This window comes from Acidimicrobiales bacterium (assembly GCA_041394185.1).
Lineage (GTDB): Bacteria > Actinomycetota > Acidimicrobiia > Acidimicrobiales > Poriferisodalaceae > JAAETH01.
In genome coordinates this window covers 430,439-456,815 of the sequence record JAWKIQ010000002.1, presented here as the reverse complement: position 1 = coordinate 456,815, position 26,377 = coordinate 430,439, and the positions used below count along the sequence as shown (strand labels likewise).

General features: G+C 66.1%; 23 protein-coding genes. 11 read left to right on the top strand and 12 right to left on the bottom strand.

Annotated features, from left to right (window positions below; all coding sequences use genetic code 11):
- A complete protein-coding gene (locus R2770_09670; GenBank protein ID MEZ5280732.1) occupies window positions 1-798 on the bottom strand; it encodes an NUDIX domain-containing protein in 798 nt (265 codons plus the stop codon).
- A gap of 94 nt (window positions 799-892) precedes the next feature.
- Here R2770_09670 and R2770_09665 point away from each other — a divergent pair, with 94 nt between their 5' ends.
- Entirely contained in the window at window positions 893-1,408 is a 516-nt protein-coding gene (locus R2770_09665) for a hypothetical protein (GenBank protein MEZ5280731.1), read from the top strand.
- Between the two features lie 18 nt (window positions 1,409-1,426).
- Window positions 1,427-1,780, top strand: a complete 354-nt coding sequence (locus R2770_09660; protein ID MEZ5280730.1) for a hypothetical protein — start codon at window positions 1,427-1,429, stop codon at window positions 1,778-1,780.
- Between the two features lie 15 nt (window positions 1,781-1,795).
- Here R2770_09660 and R2770_09655 read toward each other — a convergent pair whose 3' ends face one another.
- Both R2770_09655 and R2770_09650 read right to left on the bottom strand, forming a co-directional pair.
- On the bottom strand, window positions 1,796-2,200 hold the full coding sequence (locus tag R2770_09655; protein ID MEZ5280729.1) for a hypothetical protein: 405 nt from the start codon (window positions 2,198-2,200) through the stop codon (window positions 1,796-1,798).
- A 20-nt stretch (window positions 2,201-2,220) separates the two neighbouring features.
- Window positions 2,221-4,752 (bottom strand): DUF3516 domain-containing protein, encoded by a 2,532-nt coding sequence (locus tag R2770_09650; protein MEZ5280728.1) that lies wholly within the window; start codon window positions 4,750-4,752, stop codon window positions 2,221-2,223.
- 105 nt (window positions 4,753-4,857) lie between these two features.
- On the opposite strand from R2770_09650, the gene R2770_09645 reads away from it, so the two are divergent.
- Complete coding sequence (locus tag R2770_09645) at window positions 4,858-6,312, top strand: PLP-dependent aminotransferase family protein (GenBank protein ID MEZ5280727.1); 1,455 nt, start codon at window positions 4,858-4,860, stop codon at window positions 6,310-6,312.
- A gap of 19 nt (window positions 6,313-6,331) precedes the next feature.
- Here the strand turns inward: R2770_09645 and R2770_09640 are convergent, their stop codons facing one another.
- Window positions 6,332-7,378, bottom strand: coding sequence for an IMP dehydrogenase (locus tag R2770_09640; GenBank protein ID MEZ5280726.1), 1,047 nt, complete (start codon window positions 7,376-7,378; stop codon window positions 6,332-6,334).
- Between the two features lie 120 nt (window positions 7,379-7,498).
- On the opposite strand from R2770_09640, the gene R2770_09635 reads away from it, so the two are divergent.
- From R2770_09635 to R2770_09600, 8 genes are read left to right on the top strand one after another with little or no spacing between them, the layout of a single operon-like run.
- Complete coding sequence (locus R2770_09635) at window positions 7,499-9,613, top strand: glycosyltransferase (GenBank protein ID MEZ5280725.1); 2,115 nt, start codon at window positions 7,499-7,501, stop codon at window positions 9,611-9,613.
- Between the two features lie 31 nt (window positions 9,614-9,644).
- Complete coding sequence (locus R2770_09630; GenBank protein ID MEZ5280724.1) at window positions 9,645-10,463, top strand: hypothetical protein; 819 nt, start codon at window positions 9,645-9,647, stop codon at window positions 10,461-10,463.
- The gene (gene rfbF, locus R2770_09625; GenBank protein MEZ5280723.1) at window positions 10,460-11,323 is read left to right on the top strand and encodes a glucose-1-phosphate cytidylyltransferase; all 864 of its coding nucleotides are present in this window, start codon (window positions 10,460-10,462) and stop codon (window positions 11,321-11,323) included. The genes R2770_09630 and rfbF overlap by 4 nt, the downstream gene beginning before the upstream one ends.
- Window positions 11,323-12,351 carry an SDR family oxidoreductase gene (locus R2770_09620; GenBank protein MEZ5280722.1) on the top strand — a complete coding sequence of 343 codons (1,029 nt, stop codon included), beginning with the start codon at window positions 11,323-11,325 and terminating at the stop codon, window positions 12,349-12,351. The genes rfbF and R2770_09620 overlap by 1 nt, the downstream gene beginning before the upstream one ends.
- Window positions 12,348-13,763, top strand: a complete 1,416-nt coding sequence (gene rfbH / locus R2770_09615) for a lipopolysaccharide biosynthesis protein RfbH (protein MEZ5280721.1) — start codon at window positions 12,348-12,350, stop codon at window positions 13,761-13,763. The genes R2770_09620 and rfbH overlap by 4 nt, the downstream gene beginning before the upstream one ends.
- Window positions 13,760-14,323: a dTDP-4-dehydrorhamnose 3,5-epimerase family protein gene (locus R2770_09610; GenBank protein MEZ5280720.1), complete on the top strand. Its 564-nt coding sequence runs from the start codon at window positions 13,760-13,762 to the stop codon at window positions 14,321-14,323. The genes rfbH and R2770_09610 overlap by 4 nt, the downstream gene beginning before the upstream one ends.
- A complete protein-coding gene (locus R2770_09605) occupies window positions 14,320-15,192 on the top strand; it encodes an NAD(P)-dependent oxidoreductase (GenBank protein MEZ5280719.1) in 873 nt (290 codons plus the stop codon). Before R2770_09610 ends, R2770_09605 begins: the two co-directional genes overlap by 4 nt.
- 58 nt (window positions 15,193-15,250) lie before the next feature.
- On the top strand, window positions 15,251-17,368 hold the full coding sequence (locus tag R2770_09600; GenBank protein MEZ5280718.1) for a glycosyltransferase: 2,118 nt from the start codon (window positions 15,251-15,253) through the stop codon (window positions 17,366-17,368).
- A 24-nt stretch (window positions 17,369-17,392) separates the two neighbouring features.
- Here the strand turns inward: R2770_09600 and R2770_09595 are convergent, their stop codons facing one another.
- From R2770_09595 to R2770_09560, 8 genes are all read right to left on the bottom strand, one after another.
- Window positions 17,393-18,058, bottom strand: coding sequence for a serine protease (locus tag R2770_09595; GenBank protein ID MEZ5280717.1), 666 nt, complete (start codon window positions 18,056-18,058; stop codon window positions 17,393-17,395).
- Window positions 18,055-18,873, bottom strand: a complete 819-nt coding sequence (locus tag R2770_09590; GenBank protein MEZ5280716.1) for a 50S ribosomal protein L11 methyltransferase — start codon at window positions 18,871-18,873, stop codon at window positions 18,055-18,057. Before R2770_09590 ends, R2770_09595 begins: the two co-directional genes overlap by 4 nt.
- Before the next feature lie 4 nt (window positions 18,874-18,877).
- A complete protein-coding gene (locus tag R2770_09585; protein ID MEZ5280715.1) occupies window positions 18,878-19,591 on the bottom strand; it encodes a hypothetical protein in 714 nt (237 codons plus the stop codon).
- 22 nt (window positions 19,592-19,613) lie between these two features.
- Window positions 19,614-20,201 carry a TetR/AcrR family transcriptional regulator gene (locus R2770_09580; protein MEZ5280714.1) on the bottom strand — a complete coding sequence of 196 codons (588 nt, stop codon included), beginning with the start codon at window positions 20,199-20,201 and terminating at the stop codon, window positions 19,614-19,616.
- Window positions 20,202-20,398: 197 nt separating this feature from the next.
- Window positions 20,399-21,571: a hypothetical protein gene (locus tag R2770_09575; GenBank protein ID MEZ5280713.1), complete on the bottom strand. Its 1,173-nt coding sequence runs from the start codon at window positions 21,569-21,571 to the stop codon at window positions 20,399-20,401.
- Window positions 21,572-21,613: 42 nt separating this feature from the next.
- Entirely contained in the window at window positions 21,614-24,025 is a 2,412-nt protein-coding gene (gene hrpB, locus R2770_09570) for an ATP-dependent helicase HrpB (GenBank protein ID MEZ5280712.1), read from the bottom strand.
- Between the two features lie 4 nt (window positions 24,026-24,029).
- A complete protein-coding gene (locus R2770_09565) occupies window positions 24,030-25,211 on the bottom strand; it encodes a hypothetical protein (protein ID MEZ5280711.1) in 1,182 nt (393 codons plus the stop codon).
- 103 nt (window positions 25,212-25,314) lie between these two features.
- Window positions 25,315-26,289 carry a YihY/virulence factor BrkB family protein gene (locus R2770_09560; GenBank protein MEZ5280710.1) on the bottom strand — a complete coding sequence of 325 codons (975 nt, stop codon included), beginning with the start codon at window positions 26,287-26,289 and terminating at the stop codon, window positions 25,315-25,317.
- Window positions 26,290-26,377: the final 88 nt, after the last annotated feature.

Here is a 26,377-nt window from a genome sequence, read left to right as displayed (position 1 = left end):
CTAGATCCTGATCTGACCGAATTCGGACTCGGCACCCGACTCGTAGTCGGGGTCGCCCGGGAACAGGATGCGGTCGATGTCGTGAGCGCCCTGCCTCAGCCGCATGCGTTGGGGCAGGGCGTCGCTGTCTGCGGCCGCTATGGCCTCGGAAACCGATGCGTACCGCGCCAAACGGGCCAGAACCGCCACGGTGGGGGTCATCATCACCATGTGGCCCGCCCGAGCCTGCTCGAGAGCCTCGGCGGGCGACACCCAACGATGACCGACAGCTTCGTCGTCGTCTATCGATGCGGTCTGGTCTGGTGGATTCGGCGCCAGGAAGAACCTGGCGTCGTACCTTCGAGGCGGCCCCATGGGTGTAACGAACCGAGCGATGTAGCGAACCGCCGCCGCGTCCAGCACCAGGTCGGCCGCAGCCACGAATGAGGCGAGGTCGGTCTGGCCGGCGTTCAGGGCATCGCGCCACGCGGTGTGCCTTGCGAGGTCGGCGTCGGTCCAGGCTCGGCCGTCGGCGTCGTGGCCCAGCATCAGGCCGGCTTCCTCGTAGGTCTCGCGCAACACCGCAGCCCAGTGTGCTGCGGCATCGGGGGCAGACATGTCGACCGCGTGCATCACCTGGTCGAGACCGCGGAGGCGGTCGGTGAGGTCGTCGTGATGATCTTCGGCGTCGACGGCCCCGCCGGGGAACACCCACATGTCCGGCACGAAGACCGAGCGCCGGTTGCGCTTCAGCATCAAGACCTCGGGCCGTTCGGCGTCGCGGATGACGACGACGGTGGCGGCTCGGCGAACTGGCACCGTGGCAGGATCGTGATTCATAGACCCCAGCACCCTGCCACACGGGCGGGGTCTGGTTACAAGCCACAGGCTGACGTCGCGTACCTTCGGCCCCATGGCCGACGACCGAACCAGTCGCATCACCCACCGCACCTACCTGAGCTACATCGACAAGAGCCGCGAGTACTACGCCGCGCAGGGCTACACGCGGCCCTACCGATGGGCCCGCCACGGCGACGTTTCGTTCGTCCGCCCGCAGCGGCCGCTTGCCGACATGCGAGTAGGGGTCGTGACCACGGGCCAGCCTTGGAACCCCGACAACGTCGACGGGTCGCCCTCGGGGCCCAAGGAAGCCATGGCCGTGCCCGCCAGCCCCGTTCCCGACCGGGTCTTCACCTCGGACCTGTTCTGGGACAAGGAGCACACCTCGACCGACGACCTGGGTTCGTTCCTGCCGCTCGAACACCTCGCAGCGCTGGCAGCCGAAGGCACCATCGGTTCGGTCTCGGACCGCTTCTACTGCGTGCCCACCGAATACAGCCAGCGTCGAACCCGCGAACAGGACGGCCCCGATGTGGCCCGTTGGTGTGCCGAGGACGGTGTCGACCTGGCCATCCTCATCCCCTTGTGACCCGTGTGTCACCAGACCGTGAGTCTGGTCGCAGAGGTGCTGGAGGCCGCGGGAATCGTCACGGTCGTGATCGGTTCGGCCCGCGACATCGTCGAAGAGGTGGGCGTGGCCCGGTTCGTCTTCAGCGATTTTCCACTGGGTAGCCCGCTGGGGGCCAACGGCGACGTCGACACCCAGATGGCGACCCTGCGCTTGGCGCTTGACCTTGCGTCGGGCGCGGTAGCGCCACGAACAACGGTGCAGTCGCCGGCCCGATGGTCGACAGAGGCTTGGCGCGAACGGTTCATGTATGTCGGCGACGACAATCGCGACAAGCTGTTCGAGGCCGGCGAGCGCCGACGCGCTCAACAAAGAGCCAGCAAGGACTCGTAAGCGGGCCTGCCGCCGTCAGGTCACCATCAACACACCGCACACGAAGGCGCCGACGGCTGCCACAAAGCCACCTCCGCCCGTGACGGCCATGACGACGCGCGATTTGGTGGTCGAGTGGACGAATGCCGCCACGCCCGAAAGGGCGACCAACAGCAGCTTGATGCCCAGCGTCATGTGATAGCCCGCCGAGACCGACCCGAGGTCGACCTCGAACAGGTTCCAGATCCCCGTGACCACCAGCAGTGCGTAGAACGGCCACGCGACCTGCCCGAAGCGGTTGGCTGCGATCTTTGCCGCGTCGGGTCCGAGGCCGCGAATCGCCGGCACCAGCGCGGCCATGACGATCTGGCCGCCCACCCACACCGTCACGCCCAGCAGGTGGAGGAAGATCCGAATCGTGTACGCGTCGAGGTCGATCATTGGGTTGCCTTCGTCAGCTTCTACAGCCGCACGATGCTATCGAGCGTGACGTGCGGACGATCGAGCTCGCGGCTGGCAACCAGGTCGACCGTCGCCTCGATCCGCCACTCGCCGTTCTCGTCGGGGTCGACCAGGATCTGGGTGACCCGCCAGGTATCACCGCGGTCGTCGATGACGAACCAGTTGGCCCCGCGGGCCGCAGCGCCAACCTGGATGTGGTCGAAGTCGTCCCAATATGGCTGCATCGCATCGGCGATGTCGTCGGCGCTCCAGCGAGCCTCGGCGGTTGCGGTCGAAGACAACAACTCGGCCAGCGTCTGGTACCGCTCGTCGGCCAGCATCTGCACCCACCGGAACAGCTCGTTGCGAACCATCACCGTGAAAGCTCGGCGGTTGGTGGTGATGTTGACCGGCTCTGGCGGACGAATGTCGGCAGGGTCTTCGGGCTCGGGGTTGGCCAGACGCTCCCACTCGTCGATCAGGCTCGAGTCGGTGTGGCGAACCAGGGCACCCAGCCACTCGATGACGTCGTCGAGTTCGTCGGTGCGCAACTCGGCGGGCACGGTCTGCACCAAAGCCTTGTAGGCGTCGGACAGGTACCTCAGCAGCACACCCTCGACACCCTTGAGGCCATAGTGGTTGACGTACTCGCGAAACGTCATGGTGCGCTCGTACATGTCGCGAACCACCGACTTGGGACGGATCGTGTCGCCTCCGACCCATGGGTGGTGAACCACCCACGTGTTGAACATCTGCCACAGGGCCTCGCCGTTTGGCTGGGGCCATGTGATCTCGTCGAGGCGCTCCATCCGCTCCTCGTACTCGACGCCGTCGGCCTTCATCTGGGCTATCGCCTCGCCCTTGGCCAGGTCGAGTTGCCTTGCCAGCACGGGGCCGGGATTCTCGAGCACCGACTCGATGACGGTCACCGCGTCGAGGACAAATTCGGGGTCGTCGGTGGAGAACGTGTCGAGGACCTCGACCGCAAACAGCGACAACGGCTGGTTGAGGGCGAAGTCGTCTTGCAGATCGAGGTTCACGCGCACCATGCGCCCGTCGATGTCTGGCTTGTCGAGCACCTCGACGATGTCGGCCTCGACGAGCGAGCGGTACATGCCGATTGCCCGCCTGATGTTCGATCGCTGGCGCGGCCTGACATCGTGGTTGACCGTGAGGATGCGCCGGGTGGCTGCGCATCCGTCGCCTGGCCGGTCGAGCAGATGTAAGAGCATCGAGTGGCTGACGCTGAAGCGCGACGTCAGCGCTTCGGGCGTTCCTCCGGCCAGCTTGGCGAACGTGTCTTCGTCCCAGTGCACATAGCCACGCTCGGGAGGTTTCTTGCGGACGATCTTGCGCAGCTTCTTGGGGTCGTCGCCGGCCTTCTCCTCGAGCTTGAGGTTCTCGATGACGTGGTTGGGTGCCTGGCACCAGACATAGCCGATGTCGTCGAAACCCTTGCGCCCGGCCCGACCGGCGATCTGCTGGAAGTCGCGCACCGTCAGGGTTCGGGTTCGTTGGCCGTCGAACTTGCACAGCTGGGTGAACAAGACGGTGCGGATGGGCACGTTGACCCCGACGCCCAGGGTGTCGGTGCCGCAGATGACCTTCAACAGCCCTTCTTGTGCCAGCTTCTCGACGAGCAGCCGATATTTGGGCAAGAGACCCGCGTGGTGCACACCTATCCCTGACAGCACGTAACGCTTGAGGTCTGCTCCGAACGTCGAGTCGAAGCGGAATCCTCCGACGGCGTCTTTGACCGCCTCCTTTTCGTCTTTCGACAACACGTCGATGGAGGTCAGCGCCTGAGCCGCGTCGGTGGCCGACTTCTGCGTGAAGTGCACGATGTAAACGGGCGCCTGGCGCAGCTCGATGAGGTCGGCGATCGTCTCGTGTATTGGTGTGGTGCGGTAGGTGTATTCGAGCGGCACCGGGCGCTGGGCCGAGGCCACGACCGTGGTGGGTCGGCCGGTCAACTCGGTTAGCCGGCGGCTGTGTTCTTCGGTCGAGCCCAGCGTCGCCGACATCAACAGGAATTGGGCGTTGCTGAGCTCGAGGAGCGGCACCTGCCACGCCCAGCCGCGGTCGCGGTCGGAGTAATAGTGGAACTCGTCCATGATCACCAGGTCGGCCGGGGCGTACTGGCCGTCACGGAGGGCCACGTTGGCCAGGATCTCGGCCGTGCAGCACACCACCGGGGCCTGGGGGTTGACCGAAGCGTCTCCGGTGATCATCCCGACCCGCTCGGCGCCCAGCTCGCGGGTCAGCGCGAAGAACTTCTCGGAAACCAGTGCCTTGATCGGGGCGGTGTACCACGAACGTTGGCCGCGGGCGAGGCCGGCGAAGTGCGCCGCCGACGCCACGAGCGACTTCCCCGAGCCGGTTGGCGTGTTCAAGATGACGTTGTTGCCCTCGAGCAGCTCGAGGATCGCTTCCTCCTGGGCGGGGTACAGCTCGAGGCCGATCTGCTCTGCGTAGGTGAGGAAGGCTTCGAGCAGGGCGGTCGGGTCGCCCGAGGTCGGTAGGTGTTTGACCAGTGGCGGCAGGACCTGCATCGGGTCGAACCTATCGGAGCGTCGCTGGTGGCTGCGCATAATCCGTTTGACTGCGGACCGATCCACATCAACGATTGGACCTGATCCAATCGAGACGAGGTGTCCGTGGACGACAAAGACATCGCAGAGGCGCTGGGGCCGTGGGGCGCCGAGCACGGCCCTCTGTACCTGACGCTCGCAGACGCCCTCGACGAGTTGATCCGGGCTGGTCGCTTGGGCCCAGGAGAACGCCTACCCGCCGAGCGTCGTATGGCGGCGACCCTGCACGTGTCTCGCGGCACCGTCGTGGCGGCCTACGACGAGCTCAGGCGAAGGTCTCGCATCGTCACCCACCAGGGAAGCGGCACCGTGGTTGCCGAACACGCCAGGCCGGTGTCGCGCCTCGATCCGGTTCCGCCGCGCGGAGCGATCTACGACGGCATGCTCGACGGCCCCTACGACGATCTGATCGACATGCGCAGCGCCTATTGGGTGGGCGTCGACGATCTGCCTCCCGAGTCGCTGGAGCTGCCAGAAAAGGCGTGGACCGAGGTGCTGACGGGCGCCGGCTATCACCCTTGTGGCTACCCGCCGCTGCGCGAACATCTGGCCGCACATCTCACCGCCGGTGGCCTCGAAACCCGACCCGACCAGGTGTTGGTCACCAACGGGTCGCAACAGGCCCTGGCTTTGGCAGCACAGTTGCACTTGGGCCGCGACGACCTCTGCGTCGTCGAGGAGCTGACCTATCCCGCCTTCATCGACCTGATCGCCGCGCTGAGGGGCAGACTGCACACCACGCCCATCGACGACGACGGGGTCGACGTAGACCTGCTGGACAGAGCCGTTCGGCGGGTTCGGCCACCGATGGTCTATGTGATGGCCGGTGTACACAACCCCACCGGTTCGGTGTTGAGCGAGGACCGCAGACAACGCCTGGTCGACTACGTCCAGAGGTGGGATGCGGTGGTGATAGACGACCGCACCCTGGCCGAGATGGTCATAGACCGACCGGTGCCACGGCCGTTGGCCCGCGCAGACGGTTCGGGTCTGGCCAACGTCATCACCGTCGGTTCGACATCAAAGTCGACCTGGGGCGGCCTGCGCATCGGCTGGATAAGGGCCGAGACCGACATGGTCGACCGTCTTTCGCGCCTGAAAGCGGTGATGGATCTGGGCTCGCCGATCGCCAGTCAGGTGATCGTCAGCGACCTCCTGATCCGCCAGGGCGGCCCCAAGCTGCGCCAAGCCGAGCTGCGCAGGCGCCGCGACGCTCTTGCCGACGGCATCGCCGCCAGGTTGCCCGAATGGAGGTTCAAGCGGCCGTCGGGCGGACTGTGCCTGTGGGTCGAACTGCCCGTCAGCGATGTCTCGCGGTTCATCTCGCTTGCCGCCCGACACGGGGTCGGCCTGGTGTCTGGCACCGCCAGCTCGCCCGACGGACGGTGCGGCAACTACCTGCGGCTTCCGTACGGGAACCGCACCGAGGTGCTCGAAGACGTCGTCGAGCGCTTGGCCATCGCCTGGGCCGAGCACCAGAACAGGCCCATACGCTCGCCGCTGTACGGGGTGATCGTCTGAACCTGGCTGCCCGCCGGGCTCAGTGGGTGGCGTGGGGGGTGTTCTCCCGATATCCCAGGGCCGTGACCTGGATGAACTCGGCCCGTTCGTGGAACTCGGCCAGGCTGTGGGCGTCGCTGTAGCTCATCGCGCTGCGCACGCCGGCCAGCAGCTGGTTGATCAGCTTGGCAGCGTCGCCTCGGTAGGGGACTGTGCCCTCGACCCCTTCGGCGGCGCGCTGCTCGAAATACTCGTCGTCGATCTCGTCGCCGTGGCGCTCGGCGCGAGCGGCGATGGCTTCGAAGCTGGCCATGCCCCTGATGCGCTTGCGCAACCCGTTGGGGCCCTGCTCGACCTCACCAGGCGACTCGCGGGTGCCGGCAAGCAGGCTGCCGATCATCACCGTGTCTCCACCGGCTGCGAGCGCCTTGGCCATGTCGCCCGATGTCTTGATGCCGCCGTCGGCGATGAGCGGCACGTGGATTCCGTTGACGTTGTCGATTGCCGTCAGCTGCGGCACCCCGACGCCGGCGACGAGCCGGGTTGTACATACGCCGCCCGGCCCGACGCCGACCTTGATGGCGTCGGCGCCCGCGTCGATCAGGTCGTCGGCCCCGGCACGAGTTGCCACGTTGCCCGCTATCACGTCGGTGTCGGGGAAGGCGTCCTTGAGACGCTTGACCCCGTCGATCGAGTGGTCGGCGTGCCCGTGTGCGATGTCGAGCACCAGGACGTCACAGCCGGCGGCGACCAGGGCCTTGGCCCGGTCGATCATGTCGTGGTCTGTGCCGACGGCCGCGCCTACCAGCAGGCCCTCGGCCTTGACCTCCCCGACCTGGGCAGCGTGAACCTCGATGGGCAGGAAACGGTGGATGATTCCGATGCCCCCCAGCCGTGCCATGGTCTTGGCCATCTGCTTCTCGCAGACCGTGTCCATGTTGGCAGCGATGACCGGAATCTCGAGTTCGATGTTGCGGCTCAGCTTGGTCTTCAGCGAGACGTTGCTGCGAGAACGAATCGTCGATCGCTTGGGTACGAGCAAGACGTCGTCGAAGGTGAGTCCGATACGCGGTTCGCTGAATCGCATTTGGTGTCCTATCGCGTTTCCAAGAGATCGGGCAGCCGATCACGATACCCATCGGTGCCCGACGGTGCCGTCTAAACCCTCTGATGGACCGGCCGACTGCACCAAGCAGTTGGAGGCACTGTGTCACGATCATCGAACAAGTCGCGCCCCGCGGGCAAGAATCGGCCCGCATCCGCCCTGTCGGCGGTGGTGCTGGTCGGCTACGGGCCACGCAGCGCCACCCGGGGGCTGACCAAGGCGATACATCGAACCTGCGCCGAGCTGAAGGTCGACCTGATCGAGATTGCGGCGTTCGACCCCGACACCGGCAAGCCCGCGAGGGCTGGCGAGCAGCTGTTCGACCAGCTGGTCAGGCGCGACGATGGTCCCGTTCTGTACATCCACGACGACGTCGCCATCGACGACACCTCGCTGGATCGTCTGGTTTCGGCGCACCTGGCGGGTGCGGCCGTGGCCGTGCCGGCCAGCAACGACGTGGGCACGGCGCACTTTCACGGCAAGCTGCCTCCCGCATCGGTGGCTCGTGCCGAGCTGAAGAAGCTGAGCCGAACCGGCGACGGATCGACCTCGGCCATCGAGACGTTCCGGCCCTCGTGCATGGTCACCTCGAGAGCGACCCTGGTGAGCCTGCTGGACAAGCGGATCCACGACCCCTTCACGCTGGTGACCGATCGGGGAATCGGTCTGGAGATGGTCTCCGGCGCCTATTGCGCCCACGACGGCATGTGCGGAAAGGCTGTGCGAGCCGCCGTGTCACAAACCGACCGGCCGGTGCTAGTGGCCTCGCTGATCGTGAAGAACGAGGAGGCGATGCTGGCCGATTGCCTGGCATCGATGGAAGGTCTGGTGGATCGGATCGAGGTGGTCGACACCGGCTCGACCGATTCGACCGTCGAGATCGCAAGACGATTCGGAGCCAACGTCACCGAGATCGAGTGGCGCGACGACTTCGCATGGGCCCGAAATCAAGCCGCGGAACTGTGCCGCGACGCGATGTTCACGCTGTGGATAGATGCCGACGAGCGGGTCGTGACCCAAGACGCCGGCCTCACCCGCGACCTGTTTGCCGCATGTTTCGACGAGATCGAGGCCTTCGACGTGCGCCTGGCCAACCTCAGCGGCGAGAACTCAGATGGTGCGTCCAGCACGGTGCGGCTGAGAAGGGTGGTGCGCTCTGACCTGCTGGCCTTCGCAGGCCGTGTCCACGAGCAGCCGGTGAGGCTGGGAGACGAACGCACACCGCTGGTGGCTGCCACCTTCGACGCCCTGCGCCTGGACCACCTCGGGTACACCAAGGAGGTCATCGACCGGCAGGGCAAACGCGACAGAAACCTTCGACTGGCGAAGGCCCAGCACGGGGAAGATCGATCGCTGAAGGCATCGGTGGATCTGGCCCGATCGTTGCTGATGGTGGGTGACTACTCGGGCGAGGCTGTCAGTCTGCTCCGCGACGCAGTCGCTGAACTGGAGGCCTGGGGCGAGACCCGCGCCGACTGGACCGCCTACCTGTACGGCTCCTTGGCCCACGTGCTGCTGAACACCGGCGAGCTCGAAGAGGCGCTCGAGTGGTCCACCCGGGCCTTCCACACCCTGCCCAGCGACGATCTGGCCGCCGCCGTGTTGGCGACGGCGTCGCTGGACCTGGGACGAGAAGCCGAGTTCTTGGCCCTGATCGGTCGCTTCGACGAGCCGACGGCCGTGCGCCCGGTGTTCGAGTCGCCCCAGAACAAGCGGGTGGTGCGCGAGGCCACCGTGAGAGCGCTGGCCCGCGTCGGCGACACCGGCGCTGCCTGGGCTCAGGTCGAGGAATGGTTGACCGCCCACGCCGATCTGGCCGACGGGGCCCTTGAAGCCGCCTCAGAGGTCGCGTGCCTTCACTTCCACGACGCTGAGTTGCCCGAGGCCCTCGCACGTCTCGCAGCCCATGCATCAGACCCGACCGCACTGATTCGCCCGGTTTCTGGCCTGTTGGCGCCCGAATCCACCGCGGTTGCAGCGAGCGTGATCGCAGCGGCAGGTGGCGGGGCCGAGGTTGTTTCCACCGGCATGGCGTGCGCGATGGTCGCAGCTCGCTGGGACGTGTTCGACGAGCTGCAGCGGTACTCAGAGCTGCTGGAACCCGCGGTGAGACAACACCTGGCAGCGCGATTGCACGAGCGCGGTGAACAAGACCGGGCCCAGGCGCTTGGCGGAACACCGGTGCGCCGCAGCGGCGGCTTCCGCATTACGGGTTAAGGGTCGACAGCTGCGGTCGACCGGCTCGACCATGGATCGAATCGCGGCGGCCCTCGAGGGTTCTGGTGAGGTGGTTGCCTGCCTGCCCAGCCGTCGCGCCGATGGCGATTGGGGTGACCTCAGGATCGCCGTGGCCGCCTTGGCCGCATACGCACCCCAGGTTCCGTTGCTGGTGTGCTGGGAAGGTCCCACCGAGCCTGATCATCTGGCTCCTCATCCGAACCTGTCGCTTGTCGAGCGGCCTCCGGGTATCGGCACGGCCAGCGAGGCGTGGAATCACGCCGTGGGGTTGGCCCGGCAGTGGGGTGCGGTCGACGTCATCCTTACCGCCGACGACGTGGTCGTCGTTCCCGACTCGGTCGAGCGACTGCTGGGCGACACGGCCCAGGTTCGCGACCGGTTCGGAGCCCAGTCGGTGGGAATGGTCGCGGCCCGAAGCAACTACGTGAAGGGCCCGCAGAACATCCGCTCGGGCAACGGTGGCGTGCTGTCGACCAACATGATGCGCTGGTCGACCGAGGACGAGGTATTCGCCATCGACATGGCGGTTCCGGTCTTCGCCTGCGTCTCGATCGACGCGTTCACCTCGGTCGGGGGTATGCCCGCCACCAACTGGTTCGGTGACGATCTCTTCTGCTTCGACCTGGTGGCGTCGGGCAGGCAGAACTTCGTGAGCCGGGCATATGTGCACCACGTGGGGGAGAGGGGAACGGGCTCGCAGGACGCACTGTTGCGTGCCGGCGTTCAGTTCCTCGTCGACCACCGCAGAGATTTCATCGAGGCCAAGCGCCTCGAAGGACTCGTCGAGCAGGTTCTCGGCGCGTCGGTACTGACTGGAGCTAAGCGATGAAGGCAGTGATCCTCGCCGGAGGACTGGGTACGCGCTTGTCGGAGGAGACCTCTGTCAGGCCCAAGCCCATGGTCGAGATCGGCGGCCTGCCCATGTTGTGGCACATCATGTCGATCTACTCGGCCCACGGGGTCACCGACTTCATCGTTGCCTGCGGCTACAAGGGCTATGTCATCAAGGAGTTCTTCGCGAACTTCTTCTTGCACTCGTCGGACGTCACCATCGACCTCACCACGGGTGAAATCGATGTTCACCGGAGCCGCACCGAGCCGTGGAAGGTCACGCTGGTCGAGACAGGCGAGCACACCGAGACCGGTGGCCGGCTGGGCCGCATCAAGCAGCACGTCGCCGGCGAAGGCGCCTTCTGTATGACCTATGGCGACGCCGTTGCCGACATCGACATCTCGGCCCTGATCCAGTTCCACCGCAACCACGGCAGACAAGCCACGGTGACGGCGGTCAGGCCACCGGGTCGCTTCGGCGCCATGACCTTCGACGAGAACGACGTGGTCAGCCAGTTCGCGGAAAAGCCCCGAGGCGATGGCGCCTGGATCAACGGCGGATTCTTCGTGTTGCACCCCGACGTGCTCGACCTGGTCGACAGCGACGCGTGTGTCTGGGAACGCGAGCCGCTGGAGAAGTTGGCCAGCCGGTCTCAGCTGTCGGCGTTTCGCCACGACGGCTTCTGGCATCCGATGGACACCCTCAGGGACAAGCGACAGCTCGAGGCCCTGTGGGAGAGCGGAAAGGCGCCGTGGCGGGTGACACCCACCGCCGATGGCGCAGCCAAGACCGACGCCCGCAAGGCGCCGGTGACAGATCTCACCTCCGATCAACGAGGAGCAAACCTGTGCGTGTGATGGTTACTGGTAGCGAGGGCTACCTCGGAGCTCTGGTGGTTCCCCGCCTTCTTCGCGACGGCCACGATGTGGTCGGTGTCGATGCCGGCTGGTTCGACGCCTCGTTGTTCTCGCCGCCCATCCCGGCCGACCTCAGGATGGACACGCGCGATCTTCAGCCCGAGCACCTCGAGGGCATCGACGCGATCGTCCACCTAGCCGCTCTTTCGAACGATCCGATGGGGGCCATCGACCCGGCCCTCACCGACGACATCAACCATCGGGCGACCGTGCGCCTCGCACGTCTGGCGAAGTCGGCCGGGGTAACCCGGTTCTTGCAGTCGTCGTCTTGCAGCCTCTATGGGGCCGGTTCGGGCGATGAGGTGCTCGACGAGACCTCGCCCCTGGCGCCTGTGACGCCCTACGGCCGCTCGAAGGTCGACTCCGAGCGCGGCTTGCTCGAGTTGGCCGACGACCGGTTCCACCCGGTGTTCCTGCGTAACGCCACCGTCTATGGCTTCTCCAGCAAGCTCCGCATGGACCTCGTGGTCAACGAGTTGGTTGCCGGGGCCCTCACCACCGGGCGTGTCCGCCTGCTGTCCGATGGCACTTCGTGGCGGCCGCTGGTGCACGCGTCAGACGTGGCCGACGCGTTTGCTGAGCTGCTCGTTGCACCTGCCGACGATGTCGCCGGCGAGGCCTTCGACATAGTCGGTGAGAACCAGTCGTTTCGGATCATCGATGTGGCCAACGCGGTGGTGCAAGCCGTGCCGGGTTCACAGCTCGAGGTGTCCAGCCAGGCACCCACCGACGTCCGCAACTATCGGGTGTCGGGCGACAAGCTCAGGCGCGTGGTGCCGTCGGCCGCACCCAGCCGGACCCTCGAGCGCGGCATTGTCGAACTGCGCGATGCGTACCTCGACGCAGGCCTCGACATGTCAATGATCGAGTCTCGCGATCTCGTCAGACTCGTCGTTCTGCAACGACACCTGGACTCGGGCCGTCTCGGCGCCGATCTGAGGGCCGTCGCCGTGGGAGCCGGATTGTGAGCGACGAGATCTATCTGGACGACGCTGCGCTGCGGGCCGAGATCCTGCGCCTGACGCGAGAACACGCCCGCCGCCAGGTTGCCCGGTCCGACCACTTCGAGCCGGGCTCGACCCTGGTCAACTACGCGGGCCGCGTCTACGACGCGGACGATGTCGAGCGCCTGGTGGGCGCATCCCTGGACTTCTGGCTCACCGCCGGGCCCGAGGCGACCACCCTGGAGAACCGGCTGGCGCGCTGGATCGGGGTCGAACACCTGGCCTTGGTGAACTCGGGCTCGTCTGCGAACTTGCTGGCCTTCGCCACCCTGATGTCGCATCGTTTGGGCGACCGCAGGATCGAACCCGGCGACGAGGTCATCACCGTCGCCGCCGGCTTTCCCACCACTGTTGCGCCCATAGTGCAGCTGGGCGCCGTACCGGTGTTCGTCGATGTGAAGGCCGAGACTGCCAACATCGACACCACCATGCTGGAGGCTGCTCGCAGCGACAGGACCAAGGCCGTGATGGTCGCCCATGCCCTGGGCAACCCGTTCGACCTGGACGCGGTCATGGACTTCTGTCGCCGGCACGATCTGTGGCTGGTAGAGGACAACTGCGACGCTCTGGGTTCTCGCTGGGACTCCGCCGTCGAGGGTGAACAGCGTTACACGGGCACCTTCGGTCACCTGGCGACGTCGTCGTTCTACCCCGCCCACCACATGACCACGGGCGAGGGCGGAGCCGTCTACACCTCAGACGACGAACTGGCCGGCATCATGTTGTCGATTCGCGACTGGGGCCGGGATTGCTGGTGCAAGTCGGGCCGCGACAACACCTGCGGCAAGCGGTTCGACCAGCAGCACGGCAGCCTGCCGTTCGGCTACGACCACAAGTTCGTCTATTCGCATCTGGGCTTCAACCTCAAGATGACCGATCTCCAGGCAGCTGTGGGCGTGGCCCAGCTCGAGAAGCTCGATGCGTTCTGTGATGCCAGACGGCGCAACCACGACCGGCTGCGCGCCGGCATCGCCGACCTCGCAGAGGTGTTGAGACCGGTCTCGGCCACCCCCAGGTCTGATCCGGCGTGGTTCGGTTTCTTGATGACCGTGGCGCCCGATGCTCCATTCGACCGCAACGAGTTGGTGGCCGCTCTCGAGGGAGCGAAGATCCAAACCCGCAACCTGTTCGCAGGCAACCTGTTGCGCCATCCGGCGTTCGACCCGCTGGTCGAGGGTCGCGACTATCGGGTGGTGGGCGAGCTCACCACCACCGACCTTCTGATGGGCCGGGCGTTGTGGATCGGCGTTCACCCCGGGCTGGACGACCGGCGCCTCGGTTACATGCTCGACGTGATCCACAGCTCGATCGCCACCCTGTCGGACCGTCGTTCTGTAGAGGCATCGAACACTCCGGTTGGGATTCGGGTCCGATGAACGGTCCGGTCGATCAGATGCGCGAGCTGGCGGTTCCTGGCAGCTTCGTACGTCCGCTGGCCGTTCACGAGGACCGTCGCGGTTCGTTCGCGAAAGGGTTCTCTGCCGAGCAGCTCGCGCCGCTTGGTCTCGACATCGACGTCGCCGAGCTGTTCTGGTCGTGGTCTCACCGAGGGGTGATCCGTGGAATGCACGCCCAGCTGCCCCCTCGTGGCGCAGCACGCGTTGTGATCTGCCTGTCGGGGAGAATCCTCGACGTCGTGCACGACCTGAGGCCCGGCAACGAACCAAAGACCGACAGCGTGGTGCTGGACGGCCAGTCGCCCGCAGCCGTTCACGTGCCCGTCGGGGTCGCGCACGGGTTCCAGGTGCTCAGCGAGACGGCCCTGGTCGCCTACCTGGCATCCGATGACCACGCGCCCGACTACGACACGGGTGTCCGCTGGGACTCCTTCGGCATGGTGTGGCCGATCATGCCGCCGATCCTGTCCGACCGCGATGCGGCGTTGCCCACTGGTGCCGAGCTGCTCGCGTCGACCGCTGGCCGCGCCCGATCGTGACCGGGCCGATCCTGGTCACCGGTGCCTCGGGTTTTATCGGTGGGCATCTGTGCAGGGCACTGATCGACGACGGCCACGATGTGGTGGCGTTGTTGCGCCCCAACAGCACTTGCCCACATGGGGTCAGGCCGCTTCGGGTCGGGTCCAACACAGCGGTTGCCGACGCCGTCGAAGCCTTGGCGCCCGCCACCTGCTTTCACCTGGCCACCCACTTCACCGTCGCCGACGACGACCCGGCCGAGATCGACAAGCTGGTCGAGGCCAACCTGTCGTTGACCGCCCATCTGGCTGCTGGGTTGGCGCGCGTTCCCAGAACTGGTCTGGTGGCCGTGGGAACCGTCTGGCAGCACGTCTACAGCGAGCCCTTTAGGCCCAACAGTCTGTATGCGGCAACCAAGGAGGCCGCTCTGGCGGTCTTGACGCACTATGGCCTGAACCGCGACCTGGCGACGGTTTGGGTCGAGTTGGGTGATACCTACGGGCCGCTCGACCCTCGGCCGAAGTTGATACCGACCCTGCTTCGCATCGCCGGCACCGATGAGGAGATCTCGTTGAGCCCGGGCGAACAGCTGGTCGACCCTCTCTATGTCGACGACGCCGTCTCTGGCCTGCTGGCCGCATCGGCCGCCGTGGCACCCGGTGTGGCTCCGCCCCGCCTGGCCTGCCTTGCCGACTCACCGGTGACGCTGCGCGAGTTGGTGGCTCTGGTCGAGGGCGTGACGGGCAGTCAAGCAAATGTCAAGTGGGGCGCCCGGCCCTATCGACCCGTCGAGATGTTCGAGCAGTGGCGCGCCGGCGACCGCCCTGATGGATGGCAGCCATCGACGACACTTCGCGACGGGCTGGCTCGGCTGGCCTCGACCCGATAGCGGCACTTCACAAGCCCCGCCCGCGGCCGACTGGTCGCAAGAGTACGGGAGGAAGCCCATGAGCCCCAGGGTCACCGTGGTGATGCTCTGCTACAACAAGTCGGAGCTGTCGCTGCGCTGCCTGACCTCACTGGAGGTCTGTCAGCAAGGAGACGAACCGTTCGACCTGATCGTGGTCGACAACGGGTCCAGTGACGACACGCCCCATCTGCTGTCGCGCCTGGAAGGCGCCCACACCATTCGCATCGACGACAACATCGGTTTCGGGCCGGCGAACAACGTAGGCGCCGCCGAGGCCGAGACCGAGTACATCCTGTTTCTCAGCAACGACGTGGTGCTGTTGCCCGGCTGGCTCGAACCGCTGGTGCGCGCAATGGACGAAGACCCCACCATCGGTGCTGTCCAACCGATGTTCTTGTACCCCGACGGCAGGGTGAACGACGCCGGTGGTCTGACCTTCGCAGACGGCGAATGTTGGAACTATGGCAAGGGCAACCCGTTCCCCGACACACCTGCCCTGAACACCAGGCGGGCGCCCGACTATTGTACCGGCGCGTGCCTGCTGGTCAGGCGCGAGGCCTTCGAGCAGGTCGGGGGGTTCGATCCTCGATTTGCGCCCGTGTACTACGAGGACGTCGACCTGTCGTTCGCCATGCGCGAGGCGGGCTGGAAGGTCATGTACGAACCAACCTCGAAGGTGGTTCACGACGAGGGCGGAACCAACGGCACCGACGTCTCCGAAGGTGAGAAGCGCTATCAGGTGGTGAACCGCCCCAAGTTCGTCGAGAAGTGGGGACACCGTCTGCGCCAGAGGCCACGTCTGAACCCGGGCCTGATCGAGTACTGGGCTCACCGAGGCCAGGGTGGCTATGGGCCGGGCGAAGCGGGCGAGCTGAACCCCGATGCCGCGCAGGCCAAGGAACGCAGGGGTCTGCACATCCTGATTTCGGACACGCTGGTGCCGATGCCCGACCGCAACGGCATGCATCCGCGCTCGATAGCGATGATCGAGGAGTTGCGGGCCCAGGGCCACAGCGTTGTGCTGTTCTCGGTCAACAGCCTGTGGCACGAACGCTACGCCCCTCCGCTTCAGCGCCTGGGCGTGATCGTGTTCGCCGGCCGACCCGATCTGCAGGTCGCCGATCCGACCACCAATGAGATCTACGGGCAGCTCCACCGGCCGCGCCTTCCGTGGATCCTGAACAACTACGCATTCGACACGGCGATCTTGACGGTGTGGGAGAACGCCGAGATGTTCAGCGATGTCGTACGCAAGGCATCGCCCCAGACCACCGTGGTGGTCGACACGATCGACGTGCATTGGCTGCGCATCGAGCGCGAGGCAACGCTGAAGGGGGATGCAGAGGCCAAGCTGCACGCCCTCGAACTGAAGCGGCGCGAAAAGGAGCAGTACCGCCTGGCCGACAGGGTGGTTGCGATCAACGAACAGGACCGCAAGGTCATACATGCCGAGTTGCCCGAGGTTCGTCAGGTCGTGTTGCCTACCGTCCATGAGCCGGTCGATCCCGGGCCGGCATACGACGATCGCGACACCATCGTGTTCGTCGGCAACTTCTTGCATCCGCCGAACGTCGACGCGATCCGGTGGTGGATCGACGAGGTGGGCGACGAACTAGCGCAGGTGCTTCCCGGAGTGCGCCTTCGGGTGATCGGTGATGCTCTCGACAAGCAGATCAGCAGCATTCCAGAGTCGCTCCTGGATGTCGCCGGCTGGGTGCCAGATCTGAAATCCGAGCTTCACAGGGCCCGGTTGTCGGTTGCGCCGCTGCGCTTCGGCGCCGGCCTGAAGACGAAGGTCCTCGAGTCTCTGGGCGCCGGATTGCCGGTTGTCACGACCTCGATCGGAGCCGAGGGCATCGACCTCGACCCTTCGCTGCTGCCCATCGCCGACGACGCACGGGCGTTCGCAGCCGAAGTTGCGAGCCTCTACAACGACCGCGATCGGTGGCAGCGCATCAGCACCGAAGGCCGTCAAGAGGTCGGCCGCGTCTATGGAATCGAGGCATTCCGCGCCGCACTGCCCGCCGTGGTCGCGCCCGTGCGTGAGCGCTCTTCGCGGCTGATGAAGGTGATGGGCCCCGCGGCGTCGAACGTGGTCGATCTGCGCCAGACCGAACCCAACGGCGAACTGATCGGCGCGATCAGGCGGCTCTGATCGCCGGCCACGCCGACCCGGGAGTCAGCGCCAACAGCGCGTCTCGACAGGCTGTCGGCGGCCGATGGCGTCGTTCAGCAGGCCTTTGACCTCGTCGACATGAACCGCGTAGGCGATCGAGTCGGCCGAGTCTGCGGTCGAGCTCACAACGATCCCGGCCACCTCGCCCGCACTGTTCAGAACGGGTGCGCCCGAGTCGCCAGGTGCAATGACGGCCTCCAGCTCGAGGGCCTGTTTCACGACCTCGTGTTCGCGGTAGATGTCGGTGGTGCGGGCGCTGACTTCGCGCATCAGACGCGCTGGCTGCAACACCGGCCAGCGCAGCGCCAGGCCCACGGCAACCACGACCCCGACCCGGTCGGCGAGCGGCGCCGGGGTCAGATTTGCACCCTCGACGCGCACGAACGCGACGTCAAGGTCGGTGTCGACCAGAACAGCGACGCCGGTCCACGTACCGGCCGGACCGATCACGTCGACCTCGGCAGCTCCGGCGACGTTGTGAGCAGCGGTGACCACGATGTCGTGCGTAACGGCCACGCCGCTCGACGTCGACAACCTGCGGCAGGCTTCCGACCGCAGCTGAACCATTGCCGAGGATGCCTGGGCGCTGTCGGGAAGATCGGCTCCGCACCCCACACAGCAGGCGAGCAGCACGGCCGCTGCAGCCCGCCATCTCCCGCCGAGACTCAACCTCGTGCCTCGTACACGGCAATCGACCATCCGTCGCGTTCAGTGTGTCGAACCTCTGGCAGCCCGAGCGCTGCCTGCACCCTCGAGCGCTGATTACTCATGTGCCCGGTGGTCACCAACAGCCCGCCGGGACAGACGCTGCCCGCAAGAGCGCCCGCGATGGGCTCGATGTCGGCGAGCAGAAGGTTGGCCACCACCAGATCGAACCCGGCCGACGCCGGTGGGGTCGAACCGACCGCCACGTCGATCTTGGAAGCGAAGCCGTTTCGCTGGGCGTTCTGGCGGGCGACCTCTACGGCGTCGCGTTCGCAGTCGATGGCGACCACCGATCGTGCTCGCCGCGCAGCGCATGCGATGGCCAACACACCGGTGCCGGTGCCCATGTCGAGTACCCGCGCTCCACCTATTTCGATCGTCGACAGCATCTCGAGAGCCATCACGGTGGTGATATGAGAGCCGATTCCGAAGCTGCGGCCAGGCTCGAGCTGGATACGGGTCATTCCCGGCGGGGTGGGTGAGTCGATCCACTCGGGGACCACCCAGAAGTCACCCGCCGCAACCGGAGACGCCCACCGCCGCCAAGTATCTAGCGCTGCATCATCATCGACTGGCTCGATGTGGCCGCCGACCATCTCCGCGGCCTCCCGGGCCGCGCCCTCGTCTGCAAAGCCGGCCAGCAACACCACCATCGGCTGTGAACCCCTGGATGGACCCGACCGCTCCTCTATGCCCAGGGTGCCGAGTGCCCAGAGCTCGCCCGACAGACGATCGGCATCGTCTCGGGGTGCGGTGACGATCAGCCGTACTGCGGTCATGGGCTCAGTCTTCGAGCAGGCGCGGCTGATCTTGTGCGGGGCCGCTGATGAGGGGTGGCTCTTCGCTGCTGGCCGCGGCCCTGCGAGATTCGAGCCTTTCGATGGCCGGATCGGTACCCGGGAACACCTGCTGAAGAGCCGTGGCCTTCGCCGCGGCCTCCATCACCAACTCCTCGACCTCGGCCCACGAGCCCGCCCTGGGCCCGGCGACGCCTTCGTTGTAGGGCTGGGCGAACGCTATGACCTCGTTGCCGTGCGCTCGAAGCGCCTCGATGTTGTGCGGAGCGTCGTCGATGTACAGGTCGGCCTCGACCTCGGGTTTGGCCCCGAGAAAGCAGATGTCGCGATAGGGCAGACGTTGGCGATCGAGCCATTCGGCAGTGTCGGCTATGGCGATCGCGTGGCCCCAGTTGACGTAGAGCCTGTGGGTGATGATCCGAATCCAGATCCCGGCGTCGCTGAGGCGCCACAGAGCCTCGGGTGCACCCGACACGACTGGCATGTCGCGAAACATTCGGCGCTGCAGCACCGCGATGCGGTGCAATCGTTCGAAATCGCCTTCGCCCAGGCCCCACTCGTTGAAGCCCCAAGACCGCTGCAGCGGAAGGCTTTCGGGGTCGACCCCGAGTTCGTCAGCAACGATGGCCCGGAACGCCACCGTGTGATCGGCGCACACGCCGTCGAGGTCTACACCGAGAACGAACGAACCGTTTGGCACCTGGGAAAGGGTAGACCCTGGTTCAGCGCTGACGGTCGAGCAGGTCGCAGTCGTGGGCCAAAGCGATGACCGCTTCGGTGTCGGAAGGTCGAGCGCCCAGAAGGCGAAGCAGCGACCTGGTCAACAACTCGGCGTTGTGTCGCGGGGCCTCTGGGGTGCCGATGAAGACCAGGCTCTGGCGCACCAGGCCCACCACCAGCAGAGCCGTCAGGGTCAGATCTTCGAACACGATGAGGCCTTGATCGTGTGCCTCGTCGAGATTGTCTTCGAACATCGTTGCGAAGTCTTGGGTGCCCGGCAGATCGGTGCGAGCCAATACCTCGGCCAAGAACCCGCGGAAGTTCTCGTCCTGGGCGGCCTGGCACATCATCACGAAGAAGCCCACGGCCATGCGTTCGAGAGGGTTCTCGAACGGGCGTGGGCGCACCCTTCTGACCTCTTCGAGCCAGCCGGTGAGAGCTTCCTCGGTGAGGGCCTTCAGGTAGTCGTCACGGTCGGCGAAATGGTTGTAGAACGACCCCAATGCCACATCGCCAGCTTCGGTGATGCTGGCGATGGTCAGCTTGTCGAGCCCTCGCTCCGATATCACCGCCTGGCCGGCGTCGAGCATCGCCTGACGCGTGCGCGCGCGTCTGCGCTCAGACCGCGTTGTGGCGCTACTCGAGGTGTCTTGCGCCGCCGTCATGGGACCTCCAGACCTGAATTCCTATCAGGTTCGAAGGCCGATTTCTGCATTCTGCGGTTGACGCATCACCCTGAGTGAGTGAATGGAGATTCAACCCCGGTAAATGGTCACTGAATGTGCCTTCATCGACGCCTTCCGAAGCGTCGCGATGGGCGCCTCGGGTCGTCTTGGTCGTCGTTCGAAGGCTCTGCGGGCCAGCCGGACACGAGGGCATCGCGCCCCTCGGACCGGAGCTGTTCGAGCTCGTCGTGGGTGTAGGGCTCGGGCCGAGGGTCGAGCGAGCGATGACGCCGCTCGGCCGCGGCGAGGGTGGCCGGACCCAACAGGTCGGGGATCAATTCGACGGGGCGCCAATCGCGGCGCGGCGCAACAAACAAATAGCCATCGGCCAGGTCGGCCAGTTCGAATGGCCCGGGAGTCGCGTCGACCACCCCGCCCAGCGCCCGAACCCTGACGTTGCCGATGGTGCTTCGCCGCAGGTCGATGCCGAAACTGTCGAGGCTCTCGCTGCTTGCGGCCACCAACTGCTCGACATCGTCAAGCAAGGTGTCGTCGGGGGTGGCGCCATGGAACACGATGCGAGCCACCCCGGGCCCCACCCACTTCTTCAGCAGCATCGCCGGGGTGACATCGGGGGCGCCGCCGTCGAAGCCGACGTAGTTGGTGTGGGTGCGCGCCTCGTCTGCGTACACAACGGTGCGTTCGCCATGGCGAATGACCTCGTTGGTGATGACGTTGGCCATGTGGATGGCGCTGATGTCGCGGTAGTGACCGCCCATCCACCAGTTGCGAAGCTCGGTCTCGGCGGCAGAGCGCCCGTCGAGCAGGTCAGGGTCTTCGACGAAGGTCGGAAGTCCGGCTGCCACCAGCCTGAAGGGTGGCCAACCTTCAGGGCGGTCGATGTTTCGCTGCCACACGGCGTGGATCACGTCGAGGTATTCCTCGTACCCGTGGCCGATGCCCATCAGATCCACGAACAACGCCACGGCCGTGCGGCGGTCCCACTCGGCCGACTGGGTCACGCGGTCTAGTTCGGCTTGGCGACGCGAGTGCGTGAACTCCCAAGTCAGGCTCGAGACGCCCGCCTCGTGAAGCGGTGCGATGGCGCTGCGGATCGTCTCGAGATGCTGGGCCACGCCGCGCCGGTCGCCGACGAAGACGACCTGGTGAGCCTTGGCCATCTGCACGATGTAGCCGACCGGATCGGCGATGGCAGCCGGCTCGTCGTCGCCTCGGGGGGCGGAGCCGGCCGCTTCTTGCGGTTGTGCAGGACGTACCTCGAACACCTCGTTCACGGGATGACACCCTAGGCCGACTTGGCAGCCAGCGGCGTTAGCTCACGAAGGCCGCTTGGGCATGCCGGGCCGCCATGGTTCGGCCGTCTCGGGGTTGTCGGGCCAGTGGTGTTTGGGATAGCGCCCCCGGAGCTCCTTGCGGACATCTGCGTAAGTACCCCGCCAGAATCCGGCGATGTCGGTGGTGCGCTGAACGGGTCGCATCGCGGGTGAGAGAAGCTCGAGGGTCACCGGAAGCCGGCCGCCCGCGACCGCAGGGTGTTTGGTGCATCCGAGAAACTCCTGCAGAGGCGCAGCCATCACCGGCACGCCCGACGACCAGTCGATCTGGCGAGCCGAACCGATGGGAGTCGTCATGCGCGTCGGGGCCAGGTCGTCCAGTCGCAGCGATGCATCCCACGAACGCCCGGCCAGGATCGCAGAGGCGACCGTCGAGGCGCCCAGGGGCTTGGTCAGGTCGGTGTAGTCGGCCAGCCATCCGATGTCGTCGGCCAGCAGGTCGGGTTCGATCGGTTCCATGTCCTGGACCAATGCAGCCACTGCATTCCAGCGCATCACCACGGAGGCGATGCGGCCCTGGTCGTCGAGCGCCTCGATGCCGTTGGCCCGAACGTATGCCTGCAACGCTTCGAGGGCCTCGGCGTTGGTGGGCGGGCGAACATCGGCCGAGAGCTCGATGGCGCCGATGTGTGTGCGCGTTCGAGCCAGGGCGACGCGCCGCTGGGCGTTCCACTGCACCTCGGTGGCTTCCGAGGGTGGCGAAGCCGTCACGGCTGTTGCCCGGTCGATCTCGGCCGCCGCGTCGATGCGGACGTCTGGGCCCTGCCCGGATACGGCCGTGACCGCCAGCCACTCGGCGCTGAAGGCGGGGGACGAGGCCCCGCGACCGCACGCCAGCAGATAGCGCCCATCGGGTCGACGCCTGGCGATGAGCTGGGGGAACGCTGCCGTGATCGCCCTCCCGGTCACCGGCCCCGAGGCCTCGGCGGCAATCCCCAGGCTCTCGTCGGTCCCGCCGCCGGTCGCCTCGCCGATGCGCCTGGCCAGCTGCTCGGTCTGGCGCGATGGTGCTTTGCGCTCGGCGCTTGCCAGGTCGATCAGCTCACCCCTGGCACCTGACTCGATGACTGCGATCAGGCAGGCCGTCTCGACCGCACCCAAGCAGGGGGCGAGCTCTAGCGCGACCTTTGCCAGGCGTGCCGTGACGCCGAGCCCCGCGGCGGTTCTGCCCAGCTCGGTCGGTCTTGCCTGGCGGTCGACGAAGCCGAGCTGTTGCAGGGTCGAAGTAGCAGCATCGAGGTCTTCGGCTTTGGGTTCGGTCAGCCACGTCATCTGGTGGGGATCTGCACCCCAGATGGCCAGCTGCAGCACCAGGTCGTCGAGCTCGACCGACTCGATTTCGGGCGGATCGACATCGGCCAGGGATTCGTCGACACTGCTGTCCCACAGTCGCAGCACCCGACCCGGCCCCAACCGCCCGGCGCGCCCGGCCCTCTGGTCGACCGACGAGCGCGACGCCCGCACCGTTCGCAGAGGAGACAGGCCCGAGAGATCCCGAACCGGTGCGCGACGCAGCCCCGAGTCGACGACCGCCGTCACGCCCTCGACCGTCACAGATGATTCGGCCACGTTCGTAGCGATGACGACCCTCGGCCTATCGCCGGCCCCGACGACACGCGCTTGTTCGGCCGGGCTCATCGAACCGTGCAAACCCACACCGTGCCTGGCCCACCCCGCCGAACGTTCGAGGCACAGGTCTATTTCGCGCCGGCCAGGGACGAACACCAAGATGTCGCCATCCGTGCGTGTCTCGAGGTTGCGCACGGCGCGGTCGATGGTGTCGATCATGGGCTCCCTGGGCTGCGGGGGAAGGTACGAAACGTCCACCGGGTGCCCCGGAGAAGGGACCTCCAGAACCCGTATCCCGGGCACCGCCTGCACGGCGGCGTCCACATCTGGCGTTGCAGACATCAACACGATCCGCAGATCGGGCCGCAGCACGCCCGCGATGTCCATGCACAGGGCAAAGGCGAGGTCGGACGACAACCGGCGCTCGTGGAACTCGTCGATCACCACCACATCGACGCCCCCCAACTCGGGATCGCTTTGCAGCCTGCGCACGAAAAGGCCGTCGGTCACCACCTCCAAGCGGGTGCGGTTTCCGACCCGCCGTTCGCCCCTGACGCTGAAGCCCACCCGGTCACCCACCACAGTCCTCTGCTCGGAAGCGATGCGATGGGCGGCACTTCTGGCCGCAACCCTCCGCGGCTCCAACACGATGCACCCAGATCGGCGCGGGTCGTCAAGCAGAGCTGCCGGCACTCGTGTGGTCTTGCCACAGCCAGGCGGGGCGACCACCAGGGTCACGGGGTGAGCGTCGATCGAGTCGGTGATCTCGGCCAGGAACGGATCGATCGGAAGCGACTGGCGATCGACCCCCGGAGGCCCGTTCACCCGGTCACGTCCCGACGGCGTGCCAGGTCATCTCCGAGACCAGTCGATTCGTCTCGAGCGCCGAGATCAACTGCTCGACACCGTTGTCGGGGCGCCTGACCTCGCCTGGCACCATTCGCCGGCGGATGTCGTCGACGTTGTGCTGAGCGATGTGGTCGCCCAGCTGCCTGGGGCCCGTGAGCCGGTGAAGAGGATCCAGGAAGACCCACCCGCTGGCGAGTTGCCCCAGCGGAACCGACTCATAGGACGACGTCGTCGTCAGCTTCGCAAACGCCGTGCCTGCGATTTCGAAGCCGACAGGGAACTTGGGCCCATCACCCCGGGCGAACACCAGGTCGACGAGACCATCTGCGACGAACACGTGCTCTGGCGAACCGGAATCGGGGCCGAGCAGGGGCTGGTGCAACAGCACGGTCGCCACACGATCTGCCATGGTCCCGTACAAGATGTTGCCGGCACCGACCACACAGCCGTCGACGACCTCTCGGTCGATGCGGTCGTGAAGTGGATGAAAGCGACGCCGGTGATGTGTCAACGCATTGGCTGTCGAGCACGACACCAGAGCGCGATGGCGCTGGCTCGTGATGTATCTCTCGATCACCTCGGCCATGAACCTCGCCCCAGACCCTCGGTCGCGCAGGTGCGGCCACGCCTCGGGGGTGGTCAGGTCGGCCCGGTCGGTCACGTTGTCGTACGCAATCTCATAGTCGAGACCGATAACCCGCATGGGCAGTGCGTTCGGATCGCGGGTGCAGTTGTATTGCCACACCGCCCGCAGCACCTCGACGCGCTCGACAGGCATACAAACCCTGGGCGCACCGCCTCGCATGACCAACTCGACGGCCATGCCGTCGTTGAAATCGGGAGCGTTGACCAACTCGTCGAGGGCCAGTTGATCGTCGAACAGCAGCCAGTCGGCCGCGAAGTGCCAAACGCCCGACTCGGCCAGTACAGGAATCAGGTCGACGATCAGCCGACACGACTGCTCGGTGGCCATCAGCTCGCCCAGGAACACCACATCGTGAGCGTCCAGCTTGTCGGCCAGGTACTCGGTGGGCGACTTGCCACGATTGGCGACATGATCGATGAGATCGTTGACGACGGCCGAGATCTCGGGAGCGAGATATGAACGCTTCCGGAACCTCTCGACACGCTCGATGGTCTCGAGATCGGCGTCGCGCTCCATTCAAAACGAGAGTACCGCTGCTGTATCAGACCGCAAGGGCCCAGTAGAACGCGAGGGCTAGCGCTTGCTAGCCCTCTGTGCTGTGTTGTCTGTGCGCTTCGGGCTAGCGCTTGCTAGCCCTCTGTGCGATGGCCCCGAGAGCGGCGCCGAGAAGGGCCCCGCTCAGCGCGGCGCGACCCTGGTCGCTTCGTGTGGCCGCCTCGTACTTGGCGTCGATCTCGGCGCGTTCGGCGGCCTTCTTCCGGGCCGCAATGGTCTCGCGGGCCACGTCGATCTCGGCGCCCACCAACACGCTGAACGCGGTCGCGTTCAGCCACAACAGCAAGGCGGTAATGGCCCCCAGCGTGTTTGCCCCGCCCGAGAACTTGCCGGCGTTTGCCGTGTAGATCGACAACAGCGCGGACACGACTATCCAGATGAGGGTTCCGACGATGGCGCCGATGGTGGTGATCCTGAACCGACGCACGTTGCGGTCGGGGCCGAGGTTGAACAACACCGAGATCGCCATCGACATCAACAGGATCAGTACCGGAAATCGCAATATGCCAATCAGCACCCGGCCGGCGTCGCCCATGTCCACCGCCGCCAGCACGGCAGGCAGAATCGCCAAACCGAAGATCGCCCCTACCAGCAAGACGATGGCGCCGACCGTGAAAAGCAACGCGGTGCCGCGAAGGGCCACGAAACCCCTGGTCTCGCGGAAGCCATACACGTTGTTCAAAGCGGCGATCAGATGTTTGACCGCAGCCGAAGCAGACCACAGGGCGGCGACGATGCCGATTCCGGCCACCAGCCCCAGACCGCCCGAAGCCGACGAAGCGATATCGGATAGTTGCTGGCCCAGGAAATCCCTCGTCGACTCGGGCGCGCTCTCGAGCACGTCGTTGATCTGGCTGGTGATCTCATCGGGGTCCGAGATCAGCCCGTATATCGAGATCGCCGCGGCCAGAGCCGGGAACAAGGACAAGAACCCGAAGAAGGCGATACCTGCAGCAGCAACCGGCACATTGTCCTGTTTGAGACTGTCCTTGACCTCGAGGGCCACTTCCTTGACGTGGTTGAGCCGTTCAGAACCCATGCCAGCCAGGCTCGCCCATGTGGAGGTCTGTGACAAGTACCGCCCGGCAATGCTCCGATGCGGGCGCCGCTAGCTAGGCTTCGCCAGG